A 21,167-nucleotide genomic window follows, 5' to 3' on the forward strand; every position below is an offset into this window, starting at 1 on the left:
GCGATGTCCCAAGCCGACGACCTCCCCACGACCTTCGACCGCTACGTGATCGAGCGCGTGCTCGGGCGCGGCGCGATGGGCGTGGTGTATCTGGCGTTCGACCCGCGCATCGAGCGTAAGGTGGCGCTCAAGACCATCGAGCGGCCCGCAGGCGGCGAGACGGATCATGAACTCACCGCGCGCTTTCTGAACGAGGCGCGCGCCGCGGGACGTCTCGCCCATCCGCACATCGTGGCGGTGTACGACTATGGCGAGACGGGCGACACCGCCTTCATCACGATGGAATATGTGCGCGGCGAAACCCTCGCAGCGCATCTCGCGCTGCACGCGCGCGCGGGCACGCAGATGAATCCGCTGGCCGCCCTGCGCTGGTTCGCGCAGTTGCTCGATGCACTCGACTACGCGCACGGCTCAGGCATCGTGCATCGCGACATCAAGCCCGCCAATCTGCTGATCTCGCCGCGCGGCGAATGCAAGGTCGCGGACTTCGGCATCGCGCAACTCGACACGTCCAAGCTCACGCAAACCGGCACGCTGCTCGGCACGCCGAGCTATATGTCGCCCGAGCAGTTCACCGGCGACGCCGTCGATGCACGCTCCGATCTTTTCAGCGCCGCCGTCGTGCTCTACGAAATGCTCACCGGCGTGTGCCCGTTCGCGGGCACGCCGGGCGCCGTGATGCGCAAGATTCTCGACGAGATGCCGCCTCCCCCTTCCGCCGTCGTGCCCGGCTTGCCTGCGTATGTCGACGCCCTGGTGATGAAGGGCATGGAGAAGCGCCCCCAGGAGCGCTTTGCCGGCGCGCGCGCATGGCGCGAGGCGCTGCTTGCGGCACTCGCTGCCGATGTCCATGAGGATGCCGAACGAACCGTGCACGCGCATGCGGCCCTCGAAGCGCCGATCTCCACGCCGCCCATGCAGACCCGGCTCGACCCCGAACTCGTCGCGCACCTGGAGAAGCGCCTCGCGAGCCATGTCGGCCCCGTAGCGTCGCTGCTGGTACGGCGGGCATGCGTAGGCGCGACGAACATCGACATGCTGCGCGAACGCCTGAGCGCTCACTTGCCCACCGACGACGCGCGGCGCGACTTCGATTCGCTGGCGATTCCGGTGGGCACCGGTGCGCCACGCACAATCGGCACGCAGACCATCAGCGACGAAAGCGTCAACGCAGCCACCTCGCGCCTCTCGACGCTTCTCGGCCCCATCGCCCGTATCGTGGCGCGCCGCGCCGCCACCCACGCCACCGATCTGCGCGCCTTCCACACGCAACTGCTCGACGCCGTGCCGGAGCCACACCGCGAAGCGCTGCGCCGCGACTGGGGCATCGACGGCGACTAGTCCGCGATGTCGTACGCGTCGAGCAGATCCACGAACACGCGCGCATCGAGCGCCCCCTCGTGCCGATGCGTCGCGCCATCCGACCGAGTCCACCAGACGCTCGCGCCTTCGCACGATGCCAGCGCGACTGGCTGCTCGCGCAGCGCAGCGAGTTTCGACTCGAACACCGTGAGCGAAAACGAAGGGGCCAGCGTGGACAGGGCCAGCGCGCATGCCTCGTCGTGCCAGCGCGAGTCGACGGCGCGCGCTCCGCTTTCGATCTGGCACGCGATCACGAATGGGAAATAACGCCCCACGGCGTCGATGCCGGGCATGAGCACGCCGGTGCAGGCACAGTCGTCGATCACGGAGGGCGGCGCCGAAAAGCGCCACACGGGCATCTCCAGATAGCGCTCGAGCCAGCCTCCGGCATGGCGCTCGCGTGCGGCCAGCAGGCCGCGCTGCAGCCACGCGTCCCAACGGCCGACGAATGCCGCGGAAAGCCCGCGTCCAACGAAATCGCCATGGGTGCGGACCTTCCCGTAAAAGCCGGCGTCAATTCGATCAGCTGCGTTCATAGCGACGTCGGGCAACGAAAGCCACTGAGCACGCCCGCGCGCAACGGATTGTTCACGCTGCCGGCCACGAGCGCGAGCGTGACCTTGCCGCCGTCGAACGTGGCGTTGAAATGATCGGCCTGTCCGGCCTGCTCGATGCGCGCGGTGTCGAGCAGATGGAACAGCGCCCAGGGTCCTTCCGCGCGAGGCGGCAGCGCAGCCGCGGGGTCGAGTTCGACACGCGCCTGCCCCGTGCCTTTCCCGCTCGGCCACTGGAACGCGGCGGTGGCATTGGGCGCATCGCTCGTCGCGCTCAGTTGCGTGCCGTCGATATCGAGCACAAAGCGCTTCACCGATGGATCGAGCGAGACCACCTTCGCCGAGAAGCGCACGGACACGTCGTGGCCGCCGTCGCGGAACAAGGCATCCCGCAAGGTCGCCGCACGCTGGAACGCCACCGGCACATCGTCAGGAATACCAAGGGATTTTGCCTCGGGCCGCCATTTCCATACGGTGCCGGACGTATCCACCCGATTCTGCAGATTCTTCTGGAAGAACGCGTCGATCAAGCCGCCCGGCGCAAGCACGCGCGCGAAGTCGTCGGGCGCGGCGTCGCGCGTCGAGTTCCTCACGAGCGGGTAGCGGCCGTCGAGCGCCTGCCTGCACGCGGGCGCGACCGTCGTGGCCCAGAGCGTCTGCAATTGCGCACGCTGGCCCTGGATCTGCACGCTATCGGCGTTGCCCGCTACGCCTTGCAGCACCGCTGCGAGCGGCGCGGGCGCGTTCTGCGAGAGCAGCTTCAGGTGGTCGAGCGGACCCGTGGCGGGCGGCGGCAGCGACTGCCTGCGCGCCGTGTCCTCCGCCTGCAGGGTCGCCGCGGCGTCCCTGAGCGCGTTGATGTATTCGTCCAGTGCCGCGCCCGCCAGATCGTGCAGCGCCTGAAAATGCGTATCGACCGGCGTCGGCGCGGCGGGCGGCTCCGCCTGCGCGCCGATGCGGTTCTTGAGCGCGTCGAGCCTGCCGGGCGCAGTGGCCGGCGGCGTAAAGGTCGTTTCGCGCGCGACGCCCTGAATCAGCGCTCGCAATGGCGAATTCGCCGAGCCGAGCAGGTTCGCGATGCGCGCGCCCTGACCCGGTGCGCTGAACGGCACGACGGCAATATCGGCAAGCAATGCGTCCCACTGGCGGATCGCCTCCTCGCTGTAGAGCCGCGTGAGCGCCGCGCGCAATGCCTCGGTGCTTTGCGCATCCGTATGCGTCTGGCCCGCGCCGAGCACCCAGTCGTCCTTCGACAGATTGGCGAGCGCGTCTTCACGCAAACGCACGAACGCGTCGAAGCCCGCACGCGTGTAGGCGCCCTCGATGCCTTGCGTGAGCGGCGCGCCGCTCCTTCTCACGAACACGATCTGTCCGCTCGGCCCCGCTGCCTTCGCCACGGTGAAATCCGCCAGGCGCGGTTGTGCGAGTTGCTGATCGATACGACCCGTCAGCCGCTGCGCGAGCGGCACGCGGTTGAGCACGGCGCGCGCCTGCGCGATCAGGTTCTGATCGAGCGGCAAGTTCGAATCGAACTCGCCACGACGGAACAACGCCTGCAAATGCTGTTCGATGTCTGCGCGCTGCGCGTCGCTCGCGTCTTTCATCGAACCCGCTCGCCAGGTACGCAGCGCCCAGACCTGCAGCGCGTCCGGGTCGAAATGCGACGGGTCGCCCAGCATCAGGTACGCGCGCAGGGCTTCATAGAACGTGGCGGGATCTTCCGCGCTGCCACGGCGAAGCTGGTCCTCCATGCTTTGCACGACGATCGGCAGCAAGGTCTGCCGCAACAGGCGCTGGTACACACGCTGCGCTTCCAGGCCGAGCTTCTCTCGCTGATCGAGGCCAAGGTGCGCCCACCACGGCGTGTCACGCGAAGCGCGCTCCGCTTCGCCGCCGGGCAGATCGCGCGCCGTGTCGAGCAACGGCAGGACCGTAAGCGGACTGTCGCCCGCGCTGGTCTTCTTCGCAAGCTCGGCGAGCGCGGCGGTCTGCTGACGGCTTGCATCGACGAAACGGCGATTCGCGCGGTCGCTCGCGAACAGGGCGATCAGCCCCGCCGCCAGCAGCACCGCGATGCCCGCGATCGCTGCCTGCTGAATGCGCGCGCGCCGCCGCACCGCGCGCGGATCGCTGCCCGCGATGCCCTGCTCGGCGAAAATCACGTCGCGCAGCAGCCGCTTGACGAAATACGCGCGGCCGCTCGAGGCGTCCGCCATCACAACCTCGCGGCTCAAGCCAAGCGATGCGGCCATCGCGCTCATCATGCGGTCGAGCGGACGTCCGCTCTGCGTGCCGCTCGTGAAGTACACGCCACGCAGCGACGGCGCGCGCGCGAAACGCGATGCGCCGAATGCCTCTTCGAGAAACCGCCGCAACGCGCGTTCGATGCCCGCGAACTGCTGCGGGAACGCGTAAATCAGCGCGCGCCGCCGCGCGTCGGTCTCCTGCTGCATGCGTTGCAGCACGCGGCCTTGCAGTTGCGCGTGCAACAAACCAAACTCTTCGGAGAACCGCGCGAGCGGCGCGCTGGCTTCGCCCGCGTCTTGCTCCGATGGGAGCGAAAACGTCATGCCCCACACCTGCTCGCGCTCGTCCCGGCCGAAGTCGTCGAAATACTCGGAGAAGCCTGAGAGCATGTCGGTTTTCGTCACGACGACGTACACCGGCAGATGCACACCGAGTTGCCGGTTCAGTTCGGCAAGCCGCTCGCGGATCGCGGCGGCATAGGTGGCGCGCTGCGCATCGGACTGTTGCAGCAGATCGGCGGCCGAAACCACGGCCATCACGCCGTCGAGCGGACGGCGCGGCCGGTACTTGCGCAGCAGCCCGAGAAAGCCGAGCCATGCGCCGCGATCGGCCTGCTCGTGGCTGTCCTGCGTGGTGAAGCGGCCCGCCGTGTCGAGCAGCACGGCGTGGTCCGTGAACCACCAGTCGCAGTTGCGCGTGCCGCCCACGCCGCCCACCGCCTGCGCGCCGATCCGGTCCGCGAGCGGGAAGCGCAGCCCCGAGTGCGCCAGCGCGGTCGTCTTGCCCGCGCCCGGCGCGCCGACAAAGAGATACCACGGCAAGTCGTAAAGCGCTTCGCGGCGCGGGGCGAGCCACGCGAACAGGCGCCGCATGCCGCGCGCGCCGCCCCCAGGCGCACGCGACTCGCGCAGTGTCTTCAGGGCCGCCTCGAAGCGCGTGCGCAGCGCCGCGACGTCGGCGTCGGCGGCCTTGCGCGCGGGGTCCGGCGCGTGCTTCGCGGGATCGAGCGCATCGGACACGAGGCGCTGCACGAACGTCGAACTGGCGATGCGCGCCTTGGCAAACCGGACGCCCCAATAGAGCGCCCAGCACGCGGGGATGAGCGCGATCACGGTCCAGCGCCGGGCGCTGCTCTCGAGCGGCGCCGTGCCATTGAACGCCACGAGCGGCCCTTCGAACCAGACCAGCGCGCAAAGCGCCAGTACGCCCGCAAACGTCACGACAGCGGGACTTTTGAACCACTGGATCCACTTCATGGCGCGGCTCCCGGCGCAAGGATGGCGATGGTCACGCGGCGGTTGCGCGCGCGGCCCGCCGCGGTGTCGTTCGATGCGACCGGCTCGGTATCGCCGCGGCCTTCGGCGCTCACGCGCGCAGGGTCCGCGAGATGCGCCGCGAGAATCGCGCGCACCGTCTCCGCGCGCGCCTGCGAGAGCGCGACGTTGGAAGGAAAGCGCGCCGACACGATGCGCTGGTCGTCCGTATGCCCGATCACGACGACATTGCCCGGCTTGTCCGCCAACGCCTCGCCGATGCGCTGCACGAGCGGCACGAAACGCGGGTCGAGTTCGGCGCTGCCGGACGCGAAGACCTGCGTGCCTTCGGCGCTGTTGTTGATGGTCACGGTCGTGCGGTCCCCCGATTCGCCAACAGTGACCAGGCCTTGCGCGATTTCCGGCGCGAGAAAACCATCGAGCGCCGACGCGAACTTCGGCGCAGCCTGCGTCTTGGCCGCGAGCACGGGCGCGGGCGCCACGCGAATCCCGCGCAACGCCTCGAACACCGGGTCGGAGAACGCGTTGATGCGCAGCCCGAGCACGAGGCTCGTCGCCATCAGCACGAGGGCCGCGAGCGCCAGCGCGACCCACAGCGGCACGAAACCCGGCGTCCGTTCGCGCGCCTGCTCCGCGGGTTGCCAATGCGGCGACAGCGCGCGCTCGACCGGGCCGCGTTGCGCGCGGATCATCTGTTCCAGGCGTTCGCGAATCTCGTCGAGCTGCCGCTTGCCGCCTTCGATGAGCCGGTAGCGCCCGTCGAAGCCAAGCGCGAGCATCACGTAGATCAGTTCGAGCAGGTCGATATCGGCGGCGGGGGTTTGCGCGAGCCTCTGCAACATGACGAACAGCCGCTCGCCGCCGGAGGCCTCGTTGTGAAACGTCACGAGCAGGCTCCTGCGGCCCCAGACTCCCGCGCCCCACGGCGTCGCCGCGATGGCCTCGTCGATGAAGGTGCACAGGCAATAGCGCGCCGGACCGAGCTGCGTGTCGGGCACGCCGAACGCGCGGCCGTCGGCCTCGAAGCGGCGCACCATCTGGATCAGCTGCGCGCGCAGCGTGTCGAGGTCCGGGTGGCTCGGCAGGCGGCGCAGCGGCAGCGCGAGTTCCAGCAACGGATTGGCCGCGCGCAGCAGCGGGTTGCGCCCGGCGATCGCGGCATCGAGCGGCGCGAGCGCGGGCTCGGCGGCTTGCGGCTTGCGCTGCGGCGCGGGCTCGGCTTCGGCGCCGGCCGCGCGTTCGCGCTTGCGCCCCGGCGTCGGCATGCGGATCGTGCGCGCCGCGTCGAGATAGTCCGCGTCGTCGAGCGGCGCGTTCGTGCTATCGGTCATGGCAAGGGTCCTCTATGCGAGACTTCAATGACGGATGGCCCAGAGTTCCATCGCGAGCCCCGGGAACTCGCCCGCCACGTGCAGCGCCATGCCCGCGGAAGCCGCCAGGGTTGCCCACGCTTCGTTCTGGTCGTCGAGTTCGAAATAGCTGTAGCCTGCATGGAACGGCAACTGGCGCGGCGCGACCGCCAGCGCGCGCAACGCGATGCCTGGCAGCTGCAGGTTCACGAGATCGCGGATCTTTTCGATGCTGCCGATCTTCACCTGGCTCGTGAACGCGGAAATCAGCGTGCCGGCCGGCACCTGCGCCCGTACCGCGAGCACGAAGGTCGCGCCGGTAAAGAGCGTGCGGTCCGCGACCCGCGCCACCCGTAAACCATATTTGCGTTCTTCGAGCGCAATCGCCACGACCTGCGGATCGGCGACGCGCGAGAGCGCGAGCCGCAGCGCATCGATCACGGGCTCGAACGTCTCCTTGAGCCGGTCGTGCCGGTAGGCCGCGAACGTGGGCGGCCGCCGTCCCGCCTGGCTGAAGGTGGCAAGCTCGCCCGCCAGCGCGATGCAAGACTGATAGAACGCTTCGGGATGCAAACCATCCATCGCATTGAAGTGCGTGACGAGCGGCTGCGCGCGATTGACGATCTGCAGCAGAAGGAAATCGGCGATCTCGGCCATGCCCGCGCCGTCGGGTTGGGCGAGGCGCCCGGCGAGCGCTTCGCCGCGCTGCTGAAGCAGCCCGCCCAGTTCGGTCGAGAAGCGCGCGAGGCGCCCCGCCACGCGATAGTCGAGGCAAGGCGCGCAGTAGTCGTCGTCGAGCACGACGCGGCCGTCGCTACGGCGCTCGACCACGTGCGCCACGCCCGCGCACGCATGCGCATTGGCCACCTCGGGCGCGAGCGCGAGGCGCAGGCGCAGCTTGCCGATCTGCAGCAGCGTGCTGGGCGCGTCGGCGTCGTTGCTGTCGTGCACTTCGAAGTCTCCCGCGCCGTATCGCGCGAGATCGTCGGCGTGCCCGTCGCCGCCCGACTCGGGCGCGCCGGCGCGGCGCACCGGCAGCGCCAGCATCACCGTGACGTTCGCGGCATTTTCGGGGATCTCGAGCGGTTCGGGCAGATCGTCGTCCGCGGGCAGGTTGAACGGCGTGCCGTCGGGCAGTACGCCCGCCGCCGCGCGCAACGCCAGTTTGCCGAGCTTGAGCAGCGCCTCGTCGATCTCCAGCGTCGTGAATCCCCAGCCATAGGCGCGCAGGCCGTTCACGCGGCCCGCGAGCAGCGCCTCGACGTGCCGGTCGTGTTGCTGGAGATGCTGCGGCTGAAGGAACATGCCCTCCGACCAGATGACTTTGTTGTTCCAGTACATGCTATGACTCAATCCTTCGGAAATTGCAGCGCGTCGAGTTGAGCCTGATAGGCGCGGCCGAACGGTTCGCCGAAGCGCTGCTGGAAATCGTCGCCCGCGTCGCGCGACACTTGCTCCCACGTCTTCACGAAGCGCTGCCACAGGCGCGCCCGGCGATTGCCGACGAGCGCCTCGAGCCCGGCGGGGGCGTCGAGCGAGCGCTCGATCGCGGCGGGCTCGATGCGCGCCATGGCGTCGTCGAAGGCGGCACGCATGCCGGCGACAAGCGCGAGTTCGTGCGCCTGGATATCGCGGTAGGCGGCGCGCAAGGCTTCGTCCGGAGCGAGATAGCCGCGCCCGCGCGCGCCCAGCATTTGCGTCAGGGCGCGGTCCGCATCGGGGAAGAACTTGAGCGGGTTGTTGTCGCGCGCCTCGATCATCGTCATCGCCATGCGCGCCTCGCGCCGCGCCATCGCACGCGAGCGCAACACGCTCATCGTGCCCTCCGTGGCTTCGCGCAGCAGCGCACCGGTAAGGCGTGCGACTTCCGGCGCGCTCAGGTGGGCGACATCGGCGGGCGCAATGCCGAGGCCCTCCAGCAATGCGTCCAGCACCACGGAGTCGTCCGCGCGCCGGGCCGCGGGGCGGGTCTGCGGCGTCGCGGCGCGTGCGTCCCCGGAGCGGTGCGCCGGTAGCGCAGCCAGCGCTTTTTCCGGCGAGACGTGCTCGAAACTGCGTGACGGCGCGGCAGGTTCGCGCGCCACCCGCGCGGGCGCGTCGCGCAACGGGTCGGCGGAGCCAAGCACGTCCAGTAGCGCCTGATTCGCTTCGCCGCCGAAATGGCCCGGTTCGCGCAGCAGCGGCGTCGCGGCGAGCGGGTCGGGCGTGAACGGCGCGGCGTCGCCCAGGGCCTGCGGCGTGCCGGAAGCGCGCGGCGCGTCCCAGTCGTCGGGGATGAGCGGCGCGCGCGGCGGCGTTTCGAACTCCGGCGTGCCCGGCAGGCTCGCCGCGGGCGGCTGCGTGGGCGTGGGTTGCGTCATCAGCGTTTGATCGAAGGGCGCCCAGCTTTCCTCGCCTTTTTCGAGCGAAACCACAAGCGTATAAGCGCCGATCCGGATCTGGTCGCCATCGGACAACACCGCCTCGCGCGGGCCGTTCAGCGCCTCGCCGTTCAGCAGCGTCGGATTGCTGCCGGCGTCGACCAGCACGTAAGTGTTCCCACGGCGTTCGATCCTCGCCTGCATGCGCGAAATACAGCGTTGCGCGTCGTTCAGCACCACCGTGCTTTCCGGCGCGCGGCCAATGGTTGCGCGCTCATCGACCTCGATCGTGCCTGGTGCGGCGTGCTCGCCGGCTTCGCCGCCCTCTACAGTCAGCGTCAATCTCACGGGGCCTCCTGATTGCGAATCTTGCTCGTGCCGTCGTCGGCGTCGCGAGGCGGCCTGGGCGGCGCGGGCGGCACGGAAAGCGGCACCGGCGGCACGCCCGGGCCGAGAGGAATCGGGAAGCTCGACATCTCGATCGTTTCCGGACCGATGAGGATGTACGCCGCCCCCGCGCGCAGCGCGATGGTCGCGCTCGCCTCGATCTCCACGGCCGCGCCCGCCTTGATGTGTACGGCCGCGCCGGCGTCGAGCGAATACGCCTCGCCCACGAACTGCTCATGCGTCGTCATGCTCGCCACCGAGACGCTGCCAAGCACACGCGATGTGCTGCTGCCCAGCACCGAATCGTTGCGCGCGCCGCGCGTCTCGCGAAACTCGCCGCAGCCGATGCGCACATGCCGCTCGCCGGCGACGTTCATCAGCGCGTCGTGCCTGACCCACGTTTCGTGATCGCGCTCGGCGTGAAAGAACATCTGCTCGCCGCCCTTGCGGTCGTCGAAGCGGACTTCGTTGTAGCCGTTGCCGCCCTTCGTCGACTGGCTCTTGAGCGTGGACACCGCGCTCTGCGCGGGCAGGTCGTACGGCGGCATGTTGGTCGAGTTGTAGACCGCGCCGACGATCACAGGCCGGTCGGGATCGCCTTCGATGAAATCCACCAGCACCTCCTGGCCGATGCGCGGCAGGCACATCGCCCCCCAACGCCGGTTCGCCCAGCCCTGCGCCACGCGCACCCAGCAGCGATCGAGCCGATCCGCGGCGCCTGCCTGCGAAAGCTGCTCCCAGTGGAACTGCACTTTCACGCGCCCGTACTTGTCCGTGAGAATCTCCTCGCCCGGCGGGCCGATCACCACCGCCGTCTGCGGGCCCGCCGCGCGAGGAACGGGCGTGATGCGCGGCGAACGGAACGTGTTGTCGCTGCGAATCGCCCTGAAATGGCAGTCGAACAGCGGCCGCGTGGGGTCGCTCGTGGAGACGTAAGCATCCGATACGATCTCGGCCTGATTCTCGATCACCAGATACTGGCGGTTCTGCGCGCCGCCCGGATGATCGCGCAGCCCGAACAACCCGCCCGCCGCGATACCGCGCGCGGTGGTGTGCCCTTCCATCGCGTCGTTCTGCGCTTGATGGATCTCCACGTTGATGCGCGCGAGCCGTTCGCCGTCGCCCGCTTTCAGATGTCCGCTCAGATGCTCCTGCATCAGATAGCGCGGCGGATCGTAGGGTGCGCTGCGTGTGGCGCGCGAAACGAGCCCTTCGCTGTTGCTCACCGAGGCCTTTTCGAAGTCGTAGTCGTTGACTTCGTAGCGCCCCGTTTCGAGCGTCGCGCCCGCGTGCCAGCGGTACACGCATTCTTCGTCGGGTTCTGGCGTGTCCCAGCCCTGAAACGGCACCGACTCGTAGTGCGCGATGGGCCGATGCTCCCCGCCGGAATCGGCCAGCACGAGCGTATGCTTGCCGCCTGCGTGCTCGAAGAAGTAATGCATGCCCTCGCGCTCCATCAGGCGGCTCACGAAGTCGAAATCCGTCTCGCGGTACTGCACGCAATGGTCGAGCGGCGGATAGCTCGCCGTACAGGCGTTGCGAAAGTCGATGTCGTACGCCTCCAGCACTTGCGCGACGATTTGCGGCGCCGTGCGCTGATGAAAGAAGCGCCGGTGCGAGGCGCGCGTGAGCAGCCACAGCCGCGGATGCACGACCGCCTCATAGCGCGCCATGCGGTTCTTCGTGGCGTCGCCGGGCGCGAGCAGACGCAGCGTCGTGACGATCCCGTTGAACTCGCGCGACCCGCCCGCTGGATAGTCGAGCGTGACAGACAGGTTCTGCCCGAGCACCGCGCCCGGATCGATATCGTTGCGCACGCTCAGGAATGCGATCTCGAAGCGGCTGAGGCGTCCCAGCGCCTCGCTCGCCGACATGCGCAGAAACACCGCTTCGTGGCCGAGCGCCGCACAGGTCATGCGCACATGGCGATCAGTCGAAGGCATAGCCGAACTCCTCTCCCTCGACACTCACGTGCACACGCGCAAGCGTTTTGCCGTCCATCACGCGCGAAAGGAACTCCGTGCTGATGCGCGGCAGCACGCTGTTGGTGAGGATCGCGTCGATCATGCGGCCGCCGCTTTCCATACGCGTGCAACGCTGTGCGATTTGCGTCACCACGCTTTCGTCATAGGTGAACGGCACGCCGTGCGTGAGCGTCACACGCTCAGCCACGCGGCCGAGTTGCAGCCGGATGATGGCACTCAGCATCTCATTGGAGAGCGGGTAATACGGAATGGTCACCATGCGTCCGAGCAACGCAGCCGGGAAGGTCTCCAGCAATTGCGTGTGGAGCTCGCGCTCAATCACCTCCATCGGCGGGCTCGTTCGTGGATCGCGGCACAACTGCGCAATGCATTCGGTGCCCGCATTGGTCGTGAGCAGAATGAGCGTATTGCGGAAATCGATGGAACGGCCTTCGCTGTCGTCCATGCGGCCTTTGTCGAAGACCTGGAAAAACAGCTCGTGCACGTCGGGATGCGCCTTCTCCACTTCATCGAGCAGCACGACGCTGTGCGGCCGCCGGCGCACCGCTTCGGTCAGCACGCCGCCCTCGCCAAAGCCCACGTAGCCCGGCGGCGCGCCCTTGAGCAGCGACACCGTGTGCGCTTCCTGGTACTCGCTCATGTTGATGGTGATGAGGTTCTGCTCGCCGCCGTAGAGCGCCTCGGCGAGCGCGAGCGCCGTCTCGGTCTTGCCCACGCCCGACGTGCCCGCGAGCAGAAACACGCCAACGGGCTTGTCCGGATCGTCGAGGCCGGCGCGCGAAGTCTGGACACGCCGCGCGATCATTTGCGTAGCGTGCTGCTGGCCGATGATGCGGCGGTCGAGCACCTCATTCAGGCGCAGCACACTGCCGATCTCGTTCCTCAGCATGTTGAGCACGGGCACGCCGGTCCAGTCCTGCACGACTGCCGCCACCGCATGGCGGTCCACGCCCGGCAGCACGAGCGGCGCGTCGCCCTGATGCGCGGCGAGCTGCGCCTGGCGTTCGCGCAACGCGGCCAGATCGGCGTGCGGTGCGCCCTCCCGCAGCGCCTCGCGGCGCGCGAGGATGTCTTCGACCATCTCGCGCTCCACCTGCCAGCGCGCGTGCAGATCGGCAAGGCGCGCGGTTTCGGTTTGCAATGCCGCCGCCGCGGCGTTGCGACGCGCCGCCGTGTCGATGCCGATCGCCGCCTCGCGCCCGATCACCTCCAGCTCCGTGTTGAGCGCGTCGATACGCCGCTGCGCGTCGTCGACGGCCGGCGGCGTGGCGTGCTGGCTCACCGCAACGCGTGCGCATGCGGTATCGAGCAGGCTCACCGACTTGTCCGGCAACTGGCGCGCGGGCAGATAGCGATGCGAGAGCTTCACCGCCGCGTCGATCGCGTCGTCGAGCACCTGCACGCCGTGATGCGTCTCGAGCGCGGCGGCCAGTCCCCGCATCATCGTCACGGCGCGCGCCTCTTCGGGCTCGTGGACCTGCACGACCTGAAACCGCCGCGTGAGCGCCGGATCTTTTTCGATGTGCCTGCGGTACTCCGACCACGTCGTCGCCGCGATGGTGCGCACGCTGCCGCGCGCGAGCGCGGGCTTGAGCAGGTTCGCCGCGTCGCCGGTGCCCGCCGCGCCGCCCGCGCCGATCAGCGTGTGCGCCTCGTCGATGAAGAGAATGACGGGATGCAGCGCCGCGTGCACGGCCTCCAGCACCTGGCGCAACCGCGCCTCGAATTCGCCTTTCACGCCCGCACCGGCCTGCAGCAGTGCAACGTCGAGCGCGCGCAGGCTCACGTCGCGCAGCGCGGGCGGCACGTCGCCCGCCGCGATGCGCAGCGCGAGGCCTTCGACCACCGCCGTCTTGCCGACGCCCGCTTCGCCCGTGAGGATCGGATTGTTCTGCCTGCGCCGCATGAGGATGTCGACGACCTGGCGAATCTCCGCGTCGCGGCCCACCACGGGATCGAGCCGGCCCTCACGCGCCTGGGCCGTGAGGTCGACGGTGAAGCGCTGCAGGGCGTCGTCGGTGCGATGCGCCGTGTCGGGTTCCTGCGCCACGACAGCCGCCGGCGTCGACGCTTCCGGCGAACCGTCGAGCACATCGGCAAAGTTGGCGACGAGGTCGTCGAGCTTCACGCGGTCGAACTCGCGCGAAATGCCGCGCAATGCGTTGCGAAGCGCAGGCGTTTGCAACATGCCGACGAGCACATGCGCGCTGCGCACCTTCGGCGCGTCGAAGAGCAGCGAGGCATAGACCCACCCGCGCTCCACGGCCTCTTCCAGTTGCGATGCAATATCGCTGACGGAGGCCGCCCCGCGCGGCAGCCGGTCGAGCGCCTCGGTCAGATCGCGCGCGAGCGCGGCGGGCTCGATATGGGCGTGGCGGATCACGCGGTGCAGGTCCGAATCGGGCAACTGCAGCATCTGATGCAGCCAGTGCGCAAGCTCGACATACGCGTTGCCGCGCAAGCGGCAGAACGTGGTCGCGCTCTCCATCGCGCCGAAACTGAGCGTATCGAGTTTGCCGAACAGGACGGCGCGGCTGATGTCTGCCATTGAACTAGTCCTTTGCATGAGAGTGGGTCAACGGACGCAGCTTGAGTTGCGACGCGTCGGCCGTGGCCGCGCGCGCGTGCAGCCAGGTCGTGTAGCCGAGGCGCTGCTTGCGCCCCAGCGCGAGACGCGGCACCTGCGCGCGCCGCAACTGCAGGTTCACGTCCCATTCGAGTGGATCGCGCACGTACAGACGCACCCAGTCGGCGAGCCGCGCGAGGCTTGCGCCGCCCGGCAGGAAGCGCTCGTAATCGTCCAGCGAAAGCGGCCCGAGCACGACGCGGAACTTGTGCTGCCGATCGAAGACTCTCGCCCCGAGCATCGTGCCGACGCCCATACGGGCGTTTTCATCGCGCGAACCGACGCGCGTCAGCGCAGTTTCTGGCAGCCTCATCCAGTGCCCCACGTTCTGCACGACTTCAGCCGGCAAGCCAAAAAAGCGCGACAGCACAATCCGCAAGCCCGTTGCGTGGCGCGTGGGCCCCGCGAGGAGCCCCGCGAAATGCAGTTTGGCAAAATCGGGCACGGTGTCGCGATGGCGCAGCGCGCCTTCGTTCAGGCCAAACACGGTGCCCACGTAGGCGGAGAACCGGTCGTCGTCGTCACGGTCGAGGCTCACGACCGGCTGCGCCGTGGCCCACGCGCGATAGAACAGCGAGGCCATGCGGTGATGAAAAACGTCGAGAAAACGCGCGAAAGTCGGATCGCCGGCGTTACGCGCGCGATGACGCACGTATTCGGTCAGATGCGTGGGCATCGGTCCATTCGGGCCGAGCAGACCGAAGAAGTTCACGGCGAGCTGCGGTGCCGTATCTCGCGTGCTGGAGAAGTGGCGCAGCGCCGTCGGAAAGAAGATCAATTCGGGCTCCTGACCGAATCGTACCGCGTCGTCGCGCGGGCGCAGCGACGACCCCACGCGCGGCAACCCGCGATGCGCGCATTCGACCAATCGCACGGCCTGAAAGAAGTCGAAGCGGTTCGCCTCGGCGGAAAAGCGCTCGAATAGCATCACAGCGTCCGACATTGCCCGCTCCCCGGCGCCCAGCGCATGATTTCACCGCGTGTCGTCGACGAGACGAAGGTCTCCGTAAACGAATTCATCGACACGTATTGCTCGAAGAAGCGCGCGAGCACCGCGCCGAACAAAAACGCGCTCGCCCCTTCAAAACCGCTCTCGTCGAGCAGCACATCGAGCGCGAGGCCGCGCCCGAACACGATCGGCCCGCGCGACGGCAGGCGGCGCGTGACCGCCCGCGTGCCGATGGAGCGCAGGCCTTCGATCTGCCGCGCGGCCGCGCCGTCGCCTTCGGGCGCGTAGAGCGCAAGCAGGTCGCGCATGGCGCGCGCGCCGCTCCCGTTCGCGTCGTCCACGAGCGACGCGTAGTTGAGCGACAGGTGGCTCAGGAGACGCCACGCGACTGCCCCTTGCGCATAGGATGGCAACGGGCGGCTCGGCCCGGCGACACAGCGCACGCCGGAAACCGGCGCTTCGAGTTCCAGGGTGAAGTCGGTTTCGCCGCGTCCGAGCGGCAGGGTCAGTGTGAGATCCCGGTTGGTGCACAGCACGCTGACAGCGAGTTGATGGAGATCGCCCGGATACGGCGCTTCGTGCGTATCCACCAGCGCAATCCAGGTTTCGCTGCCCGCATACGACGAACGCGCGCCGCGCTCCTGCTCGCGGGCGGACGGCAGACGCTTCTCGCGCCGCACCTGATAAAACGCCGTGTCGGGTTCGCCTGCGCCGAGATCGCGCATGCGGTAGAACGGCTGAAACTCGACCGGCGCGCTGCCCCCCGGGCGATGGCCCGTCACGCCTTGCACGCGATAGACCTCGAAGTCGCGCGGCCGCGTGCGGTCCACCACCACGTGATGCTCGAACTGCTCGCTCGTCACCGCGATACGATCGGCGCGGCGCGCAAAGAGGTTGATCGCGGGCGTGCAATGGAGCGCGAAATTCTCGTGGTCGACCCGTTGCTCGAGCGCGGAATCGCCCTTCGAAAGCAGGACAACCAGCTCGATCTCGCGGCTTTCACAGCGAGCGAAATGCGCATGCAATCCATCGATGCCGACGAACATGAAGCGCTGCGCGAAAGCGAAATACTCCTGCAGCAGGCGATAGCCCGGAAACGATTGATCGCTCACGGGCAGTAGCGCTTCGTCGTCGGAGAAGCCGAGCGGGCGCAGCGACGAAGGCGGCAGCACACCAGTGGGCGTCGCGATGCCGAGCGTCGAGCCGACCAGCAGTTCATGGAGTTTTGCCGCCGTGCCGTCGCTGCCGCGCAGATAGATGGGCAGATGATCGATGGCGAGGTCGTTGATCGAGCGTTCGCCGAGCGCGCGCAGTTTGAGGCGCAGGCCGGCCTTAACGCCGCGCGGCATGGCGGCGACGCCGCCGGGCAGCGCGCCGGTGTGCGTGAACAGGCGCGCCTCCACCAGTTCGAGCGGCGACAAGGTCAGCGCGTGCGCCGTGCGAAACTCGCAGCGCGTCGCGCGCTCGCCGTCGAAGCGGCCCTGCAGGGGCGTGCCGCGTGGCACGGCAACGCCGTCCGCAAGCGCGGGGTGAGTCTTGTCGGGCTGCAGTTGCACGACCGTCATCGCGGGCGTCGGCGCGAGATAGTGCGGATACACCAGTTCGGCGAGATGCTGTGTGAAGCGCGGAAACTCCGCATCGATTTTCATTTGCACGCGCGCGGCCAGAAAGCCGAAACCCTCGAGCAACCGCTCCACATAGGGATCGGCACAATCGAAACCTTCGAGACCCAGGCGCCCCGCGATCTTCGGAAACGCCTTGGCGAACTCGCCGCCCATCTCGCGCACATGCTGCAGTTCGCGGCTGTAGTACTGGAGGAAGTCGGGGTTCATCGGGGCGTCACCTCTTCGTACACGTTCGCCTTGCCGGCCTCCAGATCGAGTTCCGTGCGCAAATACAGCCGCTCGGGCACCGGATGAGCATGGAGATCGCCTTCGACGATGAACGCCAGCGCGTGGTGTGCGATATCCACGCCACCGGACTTGGCGCGCACGCGCAACGTGCCGCGGACGATGCGCGGCTCGAACGCACCGATGGCTTCGGCAATCAGCCGTTCGATCCGCGTGACGTCCACGTCCGACGCGCACTTGCCCGCCAGCTCCGCGAAGCCGAAGTTGAGTACCGAGTCGGCCACGCACGGATAGCGCGCGATTTCCTGTGCCGACGCGATGCCCCGCGCATTGAGCAGCCAGCCGATATCGCGCATGACGCTCAGGCGCTGCGCTCGCGCCGAACTGGCCCGATGCTCGCGGACTTCGCTGGTCGCTTCGGGCGCATGGTCGGTCAGCCGCTCCAGCAGCGAGGGCTGCACGCGTTCGGCGTTTCTCGTGCGCATGATCCGCTTACGCCGTCGCGCTGGCCGGAATGTTCCACTTGCACTCGACCACGCCGCCGAGCGCCGAGCCGGTGGTCGGGTCCTGCTGCTGGTAGGTCACGTGGAACTTCTCGAAGTTGAGCGTCACCGTTTCGGTGAAGCGGTCCTCGCCGTCCGAGCCGCCCGTCGCGTAGTTCGTGACGAGCACCTTTTCGAGGTCGATCGTGTAGTACTCCAGCGGTTTGGTGCCGCCCGCCTTGCGTACGGTGAGTTTGCCGGTGGGGAAGTGCTTGCCCGTCACGCACGCGGTCATGATGGCCGGCGTGGCATGATCCGTGTACTTGGTGATCGACAGATCATGCACGTCGACCTTGCCGCCGCCACCGCCCGTGCCGAGGTGCATCGTGCCGGACTGATCCATGCTCCAGCTCCAGGAGAGCACGTCGATCTCGTCCTTGTGAGTCGAATCCAGCGACTCGCCCGTGACCGTGCCAAGTTTCAAAAAAATATCGACTGCCATTTGGATTCCTTATTGATCGGGTTGGTGCAGATTTGATGAAGGCGGTCGCTCAGGCCGCTTTGGCCGACGGCAGCCGCGAAACGAGCCGCAAAGAAACCGTCAGGCCTTCGAGCTGATAGTGCGGACGCAGATAGAATTTCGAGGTGTAGTAGCCCGGATTGCCCTCCACCTCCTCGACCACGACTTCCGCCGCCGCGAGCGGCCGGCGCGACTTGGTCTCTTCCGACGAGTTGGCGGGGTCGCCGTCCACGTACTGAAGAATCCAGTCCTGCAGCCAGCGCTGCATGTCGTCCTTCTCCTTGAAGCTGCCGAGCTTGTCGCGCGCAATGCACTTGAGGTAGTGCGCGAAACGGCTGCAGGCGAACAGATAAGGCAGGCGCGCGGCGAGGTTCGCGTTCGCCGTGGCGTCCGGGTCTTCATATTCGATCGGCTTGTTGAGCGACTGCGCGCCGATGAAAGCTGCGATATCCGAATTCTTCTTGTGGACGAGTGGTATGAAGCCGTTCTTTGCCAGCTCGGCTTCGCGGCGGTCGCTGATGGCGATCTCCGTCGGGCACTTCATGTCGACGCCGCCGTCGTCGGTGGGAAACGCGTGGACCGGCAGATTCTCCACCACCCCGCCCGACTCGATGCCGCGAATGCGCGAACACCATCCCCACGTCTTGAACGAGCGGTTGATGTTCACGGCCATCGCGTAGGCCGCATTGGCCCACGCGTACTTCGACGCGTCCGCGCCCGCGGTGTCTTCCTCGAAATCGAACTCTTCCACGGGGCTCGTTTTCGCGCCATAGGGCGTGCGCGCGAGAAAGCGCGGCATGGCAAGGCCGATATAGCGCGAGTCTTCGGAATCGCGCAGCGAGCGCCATGCGGCGTGCTCGGGCGTCTGGAAGATCTTCGTGAGATCGCGCGGATTCGCCAACTCCTGCCACGAGTCCATCAGCATGACGGCGGGGTCCGCGCCTGCGATGAACGGCGCGTGCGCGGCGGCGGAAATCTTGCCCATCTGGGTGAGGAAATCGACGTCGGGGCCGCTGTTGTCGAAGTAGTAATCGGCCACCAATGCGCCGTAAGGCTCGCCGCCGAACTGGCCGTACTCTTCCTCGTAGAGCCGCTTGAAGAGCGGGCTCTGGTCCCACGCCACGCCCTTGTACTTGCGCAGCGACCGGTGCAGGTCGGCCTTTGAAATGTTCATCACGCGCAGTTTGAGGCTCTCGTCGCTCTCGGTATTGGTGACGAGGTAGTGCAGCCCGCGCCATGCGCTTTCGAGCTGCTGGAACGGCTCTGCATGCAGGATGACGTTGATCTGCGCGCTCAGCTTTTCGTCGATGCGCGCGATCAGCGCTTCGATGGTCGCGAGCGCATCGTCGGACACGCGGTGCGTGTCGAGCAGCGCCTGCTCCGCGAGCGTGCGCACGGCGCTTTCCACCGCTTCGCGCGCTTTCTCCGTGCGCGGACGGAATGCCTTCTGCAAGAGCTGCTGAAACTCGCCGGAGGGGCTTTGCGCGTCGGCTTCCTGCCTTTCTGGCTGCGCGAACGCGGATGGATCGAGTTGGGTGTCTGCCATGCTGGGTCCTTTATTCAGAGTCTGTCGCGTCCTGCCGCTTCGGCGCGGCGGCCAGCGCATTCATCAGCGCGGGGTCTTCGAGCAGGCGGGCGACGAGCTTTTCCGCGTCGGTCTTACCGTCCATATAGGTCAGCAGGTTCTGCAACTGGCTGCGCGTTTCGAGCAGCCTCGCGAGCGGCTCGACGTTGCGAGCGATCGCGGCGGGCTCGAAGTCGTCCATGCTCGCGAAGGTCATGTCCACGCCGATCTTGCCCTCGCCGGTCAGCGTGTTGTCGACCTGCATCGCCACGCGCGGCTTCATCGAGCGCAACCGTTCGTCGAAGTTGTCGATGTCGATCTCCAGAAACTTGCGTTCCGCAACGGGCGGCAGCGCTTCCTGCGGGTGCCCCGAGAGATCGGACAGCACACCCATTACGAAAGGCAAGTTGACCTTCCTTTCCGAGCCGTACACTTCCACGTCGTACTCGATCTGCACGCGCGGCGCCCGATTGCGCGCAATGAACTTCTGACTGCTCTCCTTGGCCATTTGACCGTTCTCCTGGTTGAGTTGCGTTGCGGTGCGGCTTCGCTCATTCCGCCGGCGTTTCGACGGCAGCCGTACCGACCACCTGGGTAAGTTGCGCGAGCCCTTCCGGCGCGAGGTCCTTCAAGAGATCGACAAACGACTTCTCGACGAGTCCGCGCGCCCTTTCGAGCAGTAACGGCACGGGGCTGGCAGGTTCGTGTTGCGCGTACCAGGCGCAAATGCGCCGCAGCGCGGCGGCCACGTCGGCGCGGCTGCCGATTGCATTGGTGGGTGCATTACTGTTGGCGCCGACGGGCGACGCGACACCGGTCTCTTCTGCGTGATGCATTTGCGCCTCGTCCCGGTGCACGCCCACGCCCGTTGCAAGCAGCAACGATGCGCGCTCCAGCAACGCCTTCAACGAGGCGAAATCGAGCGATTGAGTCGCGCCGACACGTTCGGCAAGCGTCGCTTCGATCGCGCGGACGCTGTCGTACGCGGTGTCGAACGCCTTCTTCGCGCTGCGCGCGGCATCAGGCGACACAGCGATCGACGCTTCGATCGCCGCGAGGCTCATCGCCGTGTGCCCTTCGGGTGCGACGGCTTCGCCATTCGCATACGACCACTCGCGCAGCGTGACCGGGGAAATACCTCCCAGCAGTGGGCTATCCATGAGACCGGCGAGCACGCCGCCGGCTTCCGTCCACGCGGCAAGCGCGTTGATGCGGGCCGTCGCGTCGTCGCCGTCGCCGTCGCCGGCGTCGAGTTGCGGGTGCACGTGCTCCCAGTGGCGCTCCAGCAGTGCGGCAGTCAGGACAAGGCCGTCCGCAAGACCGGTAATGCCCTCGCGAACCCAGCGCGCCCGCGCCAGATGCATCACCACGCGAAGGTCTCGCGTGCGCGCCATCAATGCGGTGCCCAGCGCATCCGCAGCTTCCCAGTCGGGCGGGACCGCAGCCACGAGCGTGGCGCCATACTCGGCCTCTGGATGCCCGCTGACCGCTTCTTCGAGTTCGCGCAATTGCGCGTCATATTCGAGGTCGGGGCCGCAGGGTTCGGCCTGCGTGAGTGGCTCGAGCCACGCGGTCCAGTCCTGATGCGTAATGAAATCGATGGTCATGGCAGGTTGAATCGATTAATTTTGCATTCCGAACTAATTGTCGATCCATCT

The 21,167-nt window shown here is 67.6% G+C and carries 15 protein-coding genes; 1 reads left to right on the forward strand and 14 read right to left on the reverse strand.

The window, feature by feature from the left end:
- Positions 1-3 precede the first annotated feature (3 nt).
- Positions 4-1,341 carry a serine/threonine-protein kinase gene (locus AB4Y44_RS12550; protein WP_368699718.1) on the forward strand — a complete coding sequence of 446 codons (1,338 nt, stop codon included), beginning with the start codon at positions 4-6 and terminating at the stop codon, positions 1,339-1,341.
- On the opposite strand, the gene tagF is transcribed toward AB4Y44_RS12550, so the two are convergent.
- The 14 genes from tagF to tssA are packed head-to-tail and all read right to left on the reverse strand — an operon-like array spanning position 1,338 to position 21,116.
- Positions 1,338-1,898, reverse strand: a complete 561-nt coding sequence (gene tagF, locus AB4Y44_RS12555) for a type VI secretion system-associated protein TagF (RefSeq protein WP_342923393.1) — start codon at positions 1,896-1,898, stop codon at positions 1,338-1,340. The two genes, AB4Y44_RS12550 and tagF, sit on opposite strands and share 4 nt — an antisense overlap.
- Positions 1,895-5,419: a type VI secretion system membrane subunit TssM gene (tssM, locus tag AB4Y44_RS12560; protein ID WP_368699719.1), complete on the reverse strand. Its 3,525-nt coding sequence runs from the start codon at positions 5,417-5,419 to the stop codon at positions 1,895-1,897. The genes tagF and tssM overlap by 4 nt, the downstream gene beginning before the upstream one ends.
- A complete protein-coding gene (gene tssL / locus AB4Y44_RS12565) occupies positions 5,416-6,768 on the reverse strand; it encodes a type VI secretion system protein TssL, long form (protein ID WP_342923395.1) in 1,353 nt (450 codons plus the stop codon). The genes tssM and tssL overlap by 4 nt, the downstream gene beginning before the upstream one ends.
- Before the next feature lie 24 nt (positions 6,769-6,792).
- A complete protein-coding gene (gene tssK, locus AB4Y44_RS12570; protein ID WP_368699720.1) occupies positions 6,793-8,127 on the reverse strand; it encodes a type VI secretion system baseplate subunit TssK in 1,335 nt (444 codons plus the stop codon).
- Between the two features lie 8 nt (positions 8,128-8,135).
- The gene (gene tagH, locus AB4Y44_RS12575; RefSeq protein WP_368699721.1) at positions 8,136-9,494 is read right to left on the reverse strand and encodes a type VI secretion system-associated FHA domain protein TagH; all 1,359 of its coding nucleotides are present in this window, start codon (positions 9,492-9,494) and stop codon (positions 8,136-8,138) included.
- Positions 9,491-11,476, reverse strand: coding sequence for a type VI secretion system Vgr family protein (locus AB4Y44_RS12580; protein ID WP_368699722.1), 1,986 nt, complete (start codon positions 11,474-11,476; stop codon positions 9,491-9,493). Before AB4Y44_RS12580 ends, tagH begins: the two co-directional genes overlap by 4 nt.
- The gene (tssH, locus tag AB4Y44_RS12585; protein ID WP_368699723.1) at positions 11,463-14,066 is read right to left on the reverse strand and encodes a type VI secretion system ATPase TssH; all 2,604 of its coding nucleotides are present in this window, start codon (positions 14,064-14,066) and stop codon (positions 11,463-11,465) included. The genes AB4Y44_RS12580 and tssH overlap by 14 nt, the downstream gene beginning before the upstream one ends.
- Before the next feature lie 4 nt (positions 14,067-14,070).
- Entirely contained in the window at positions 14,071-15,087 is a 1,017-nt protein-coding gene (gene tssG / locus AB4Y44_RS12590; RefSeq protein WP_368699724.1) for a type VI secretion system baseplate subunit TssG, read from the reverse strand.
- Positions 15,072-16,925 carry a type VI secretion system baseplate subunit TssF gene (gene tssF / locus AB4Y44_RS12595; protein WP_368699725.1) on the reverse strand — a complete coding sequence of 618 codons (1,854 nt, stop codon included), beginning with the start codon at positions 16,923-16,925 and terminating at the stop codon, positions 15,072-15,074. Before tssF ends, tssG begins: the two co-directional genes overlap by 16 nt.
- A complete protein-coding gene (gene tssE / locus AB4Y44_RS12600) occupies positions 16,922-17,428 on the reverse strand; it encodes a type VI secretion system baseplate subunit TssE (protein WP_368699726.1) in 507 nt (168 codons plus the stop codon). The genes tssF and tssE overlap by 4 nt, the downstream gene beginning before the upstream one ends.
- 7 nt (positions 17,429-17,435) lie before the next feature.
- On the reverse strand, positions 17,436-17,927 hold the full coding sequence (locus AB4Y44_RS12605) for a type VI secretion system tube protein Hcp (RefSeq protein WP_342923403.1): 492 nt from the start codon (positions 17,925-17,927) through the stop codon (positions 17,436-17,438).
- 49 nt (positions 17,928-17,976) lie between these two features.
- A complete protein-coding gene (gene tssC / locus AB4Y44_RS12610) occupies positions 17,977-19,491 on the reverse strand; it encodes a type VI secretion system contractile sheath large subunit (protein WP_368699727.1) in 1,515 nt (504 codons plus the stop codon).
- 10 nt (positions 19,492-19,501) lie between these two features.
- Positions 19,502-20,017 (reverse strand): type VI secretion system contractile sheath small subunit, encoded by a 516-nt coding sequence (gene tssB, locus AB4Y44_RS12615; protein WP_342923405.1) that lies wholly within the window; start codon positions 20,015-20,017, stop codon positions 19,502-19,504.
- A 43-nt stretch (positions 20,018-20,060) separates the two neighbouring features.
- Positions 20,061-21,116 carry a type VI secretion system protein TssA gene (gene tssA / locus AB4Y44_RS12620; protein ID WP_342923406.1) on the reverse strand — a complete coding sequence of 352 codons (1,056 nt, stop codon included), beginning with the start codon at positions 21,114-21,116 and terminating at the stop codon, positions 20,061-20,063.
- Positions 21,117-21,167: the final 51 nt, after the last annotated feature.

The organism is Paraburkholderia sp. BR10937 (genome assembly GCF_040965695.1).
GTDB lineage: Bacteria > Pseudomonadota > Gammaproteobacteria > Burkholderiales > Burkholderiaceae > Paraburkholderia.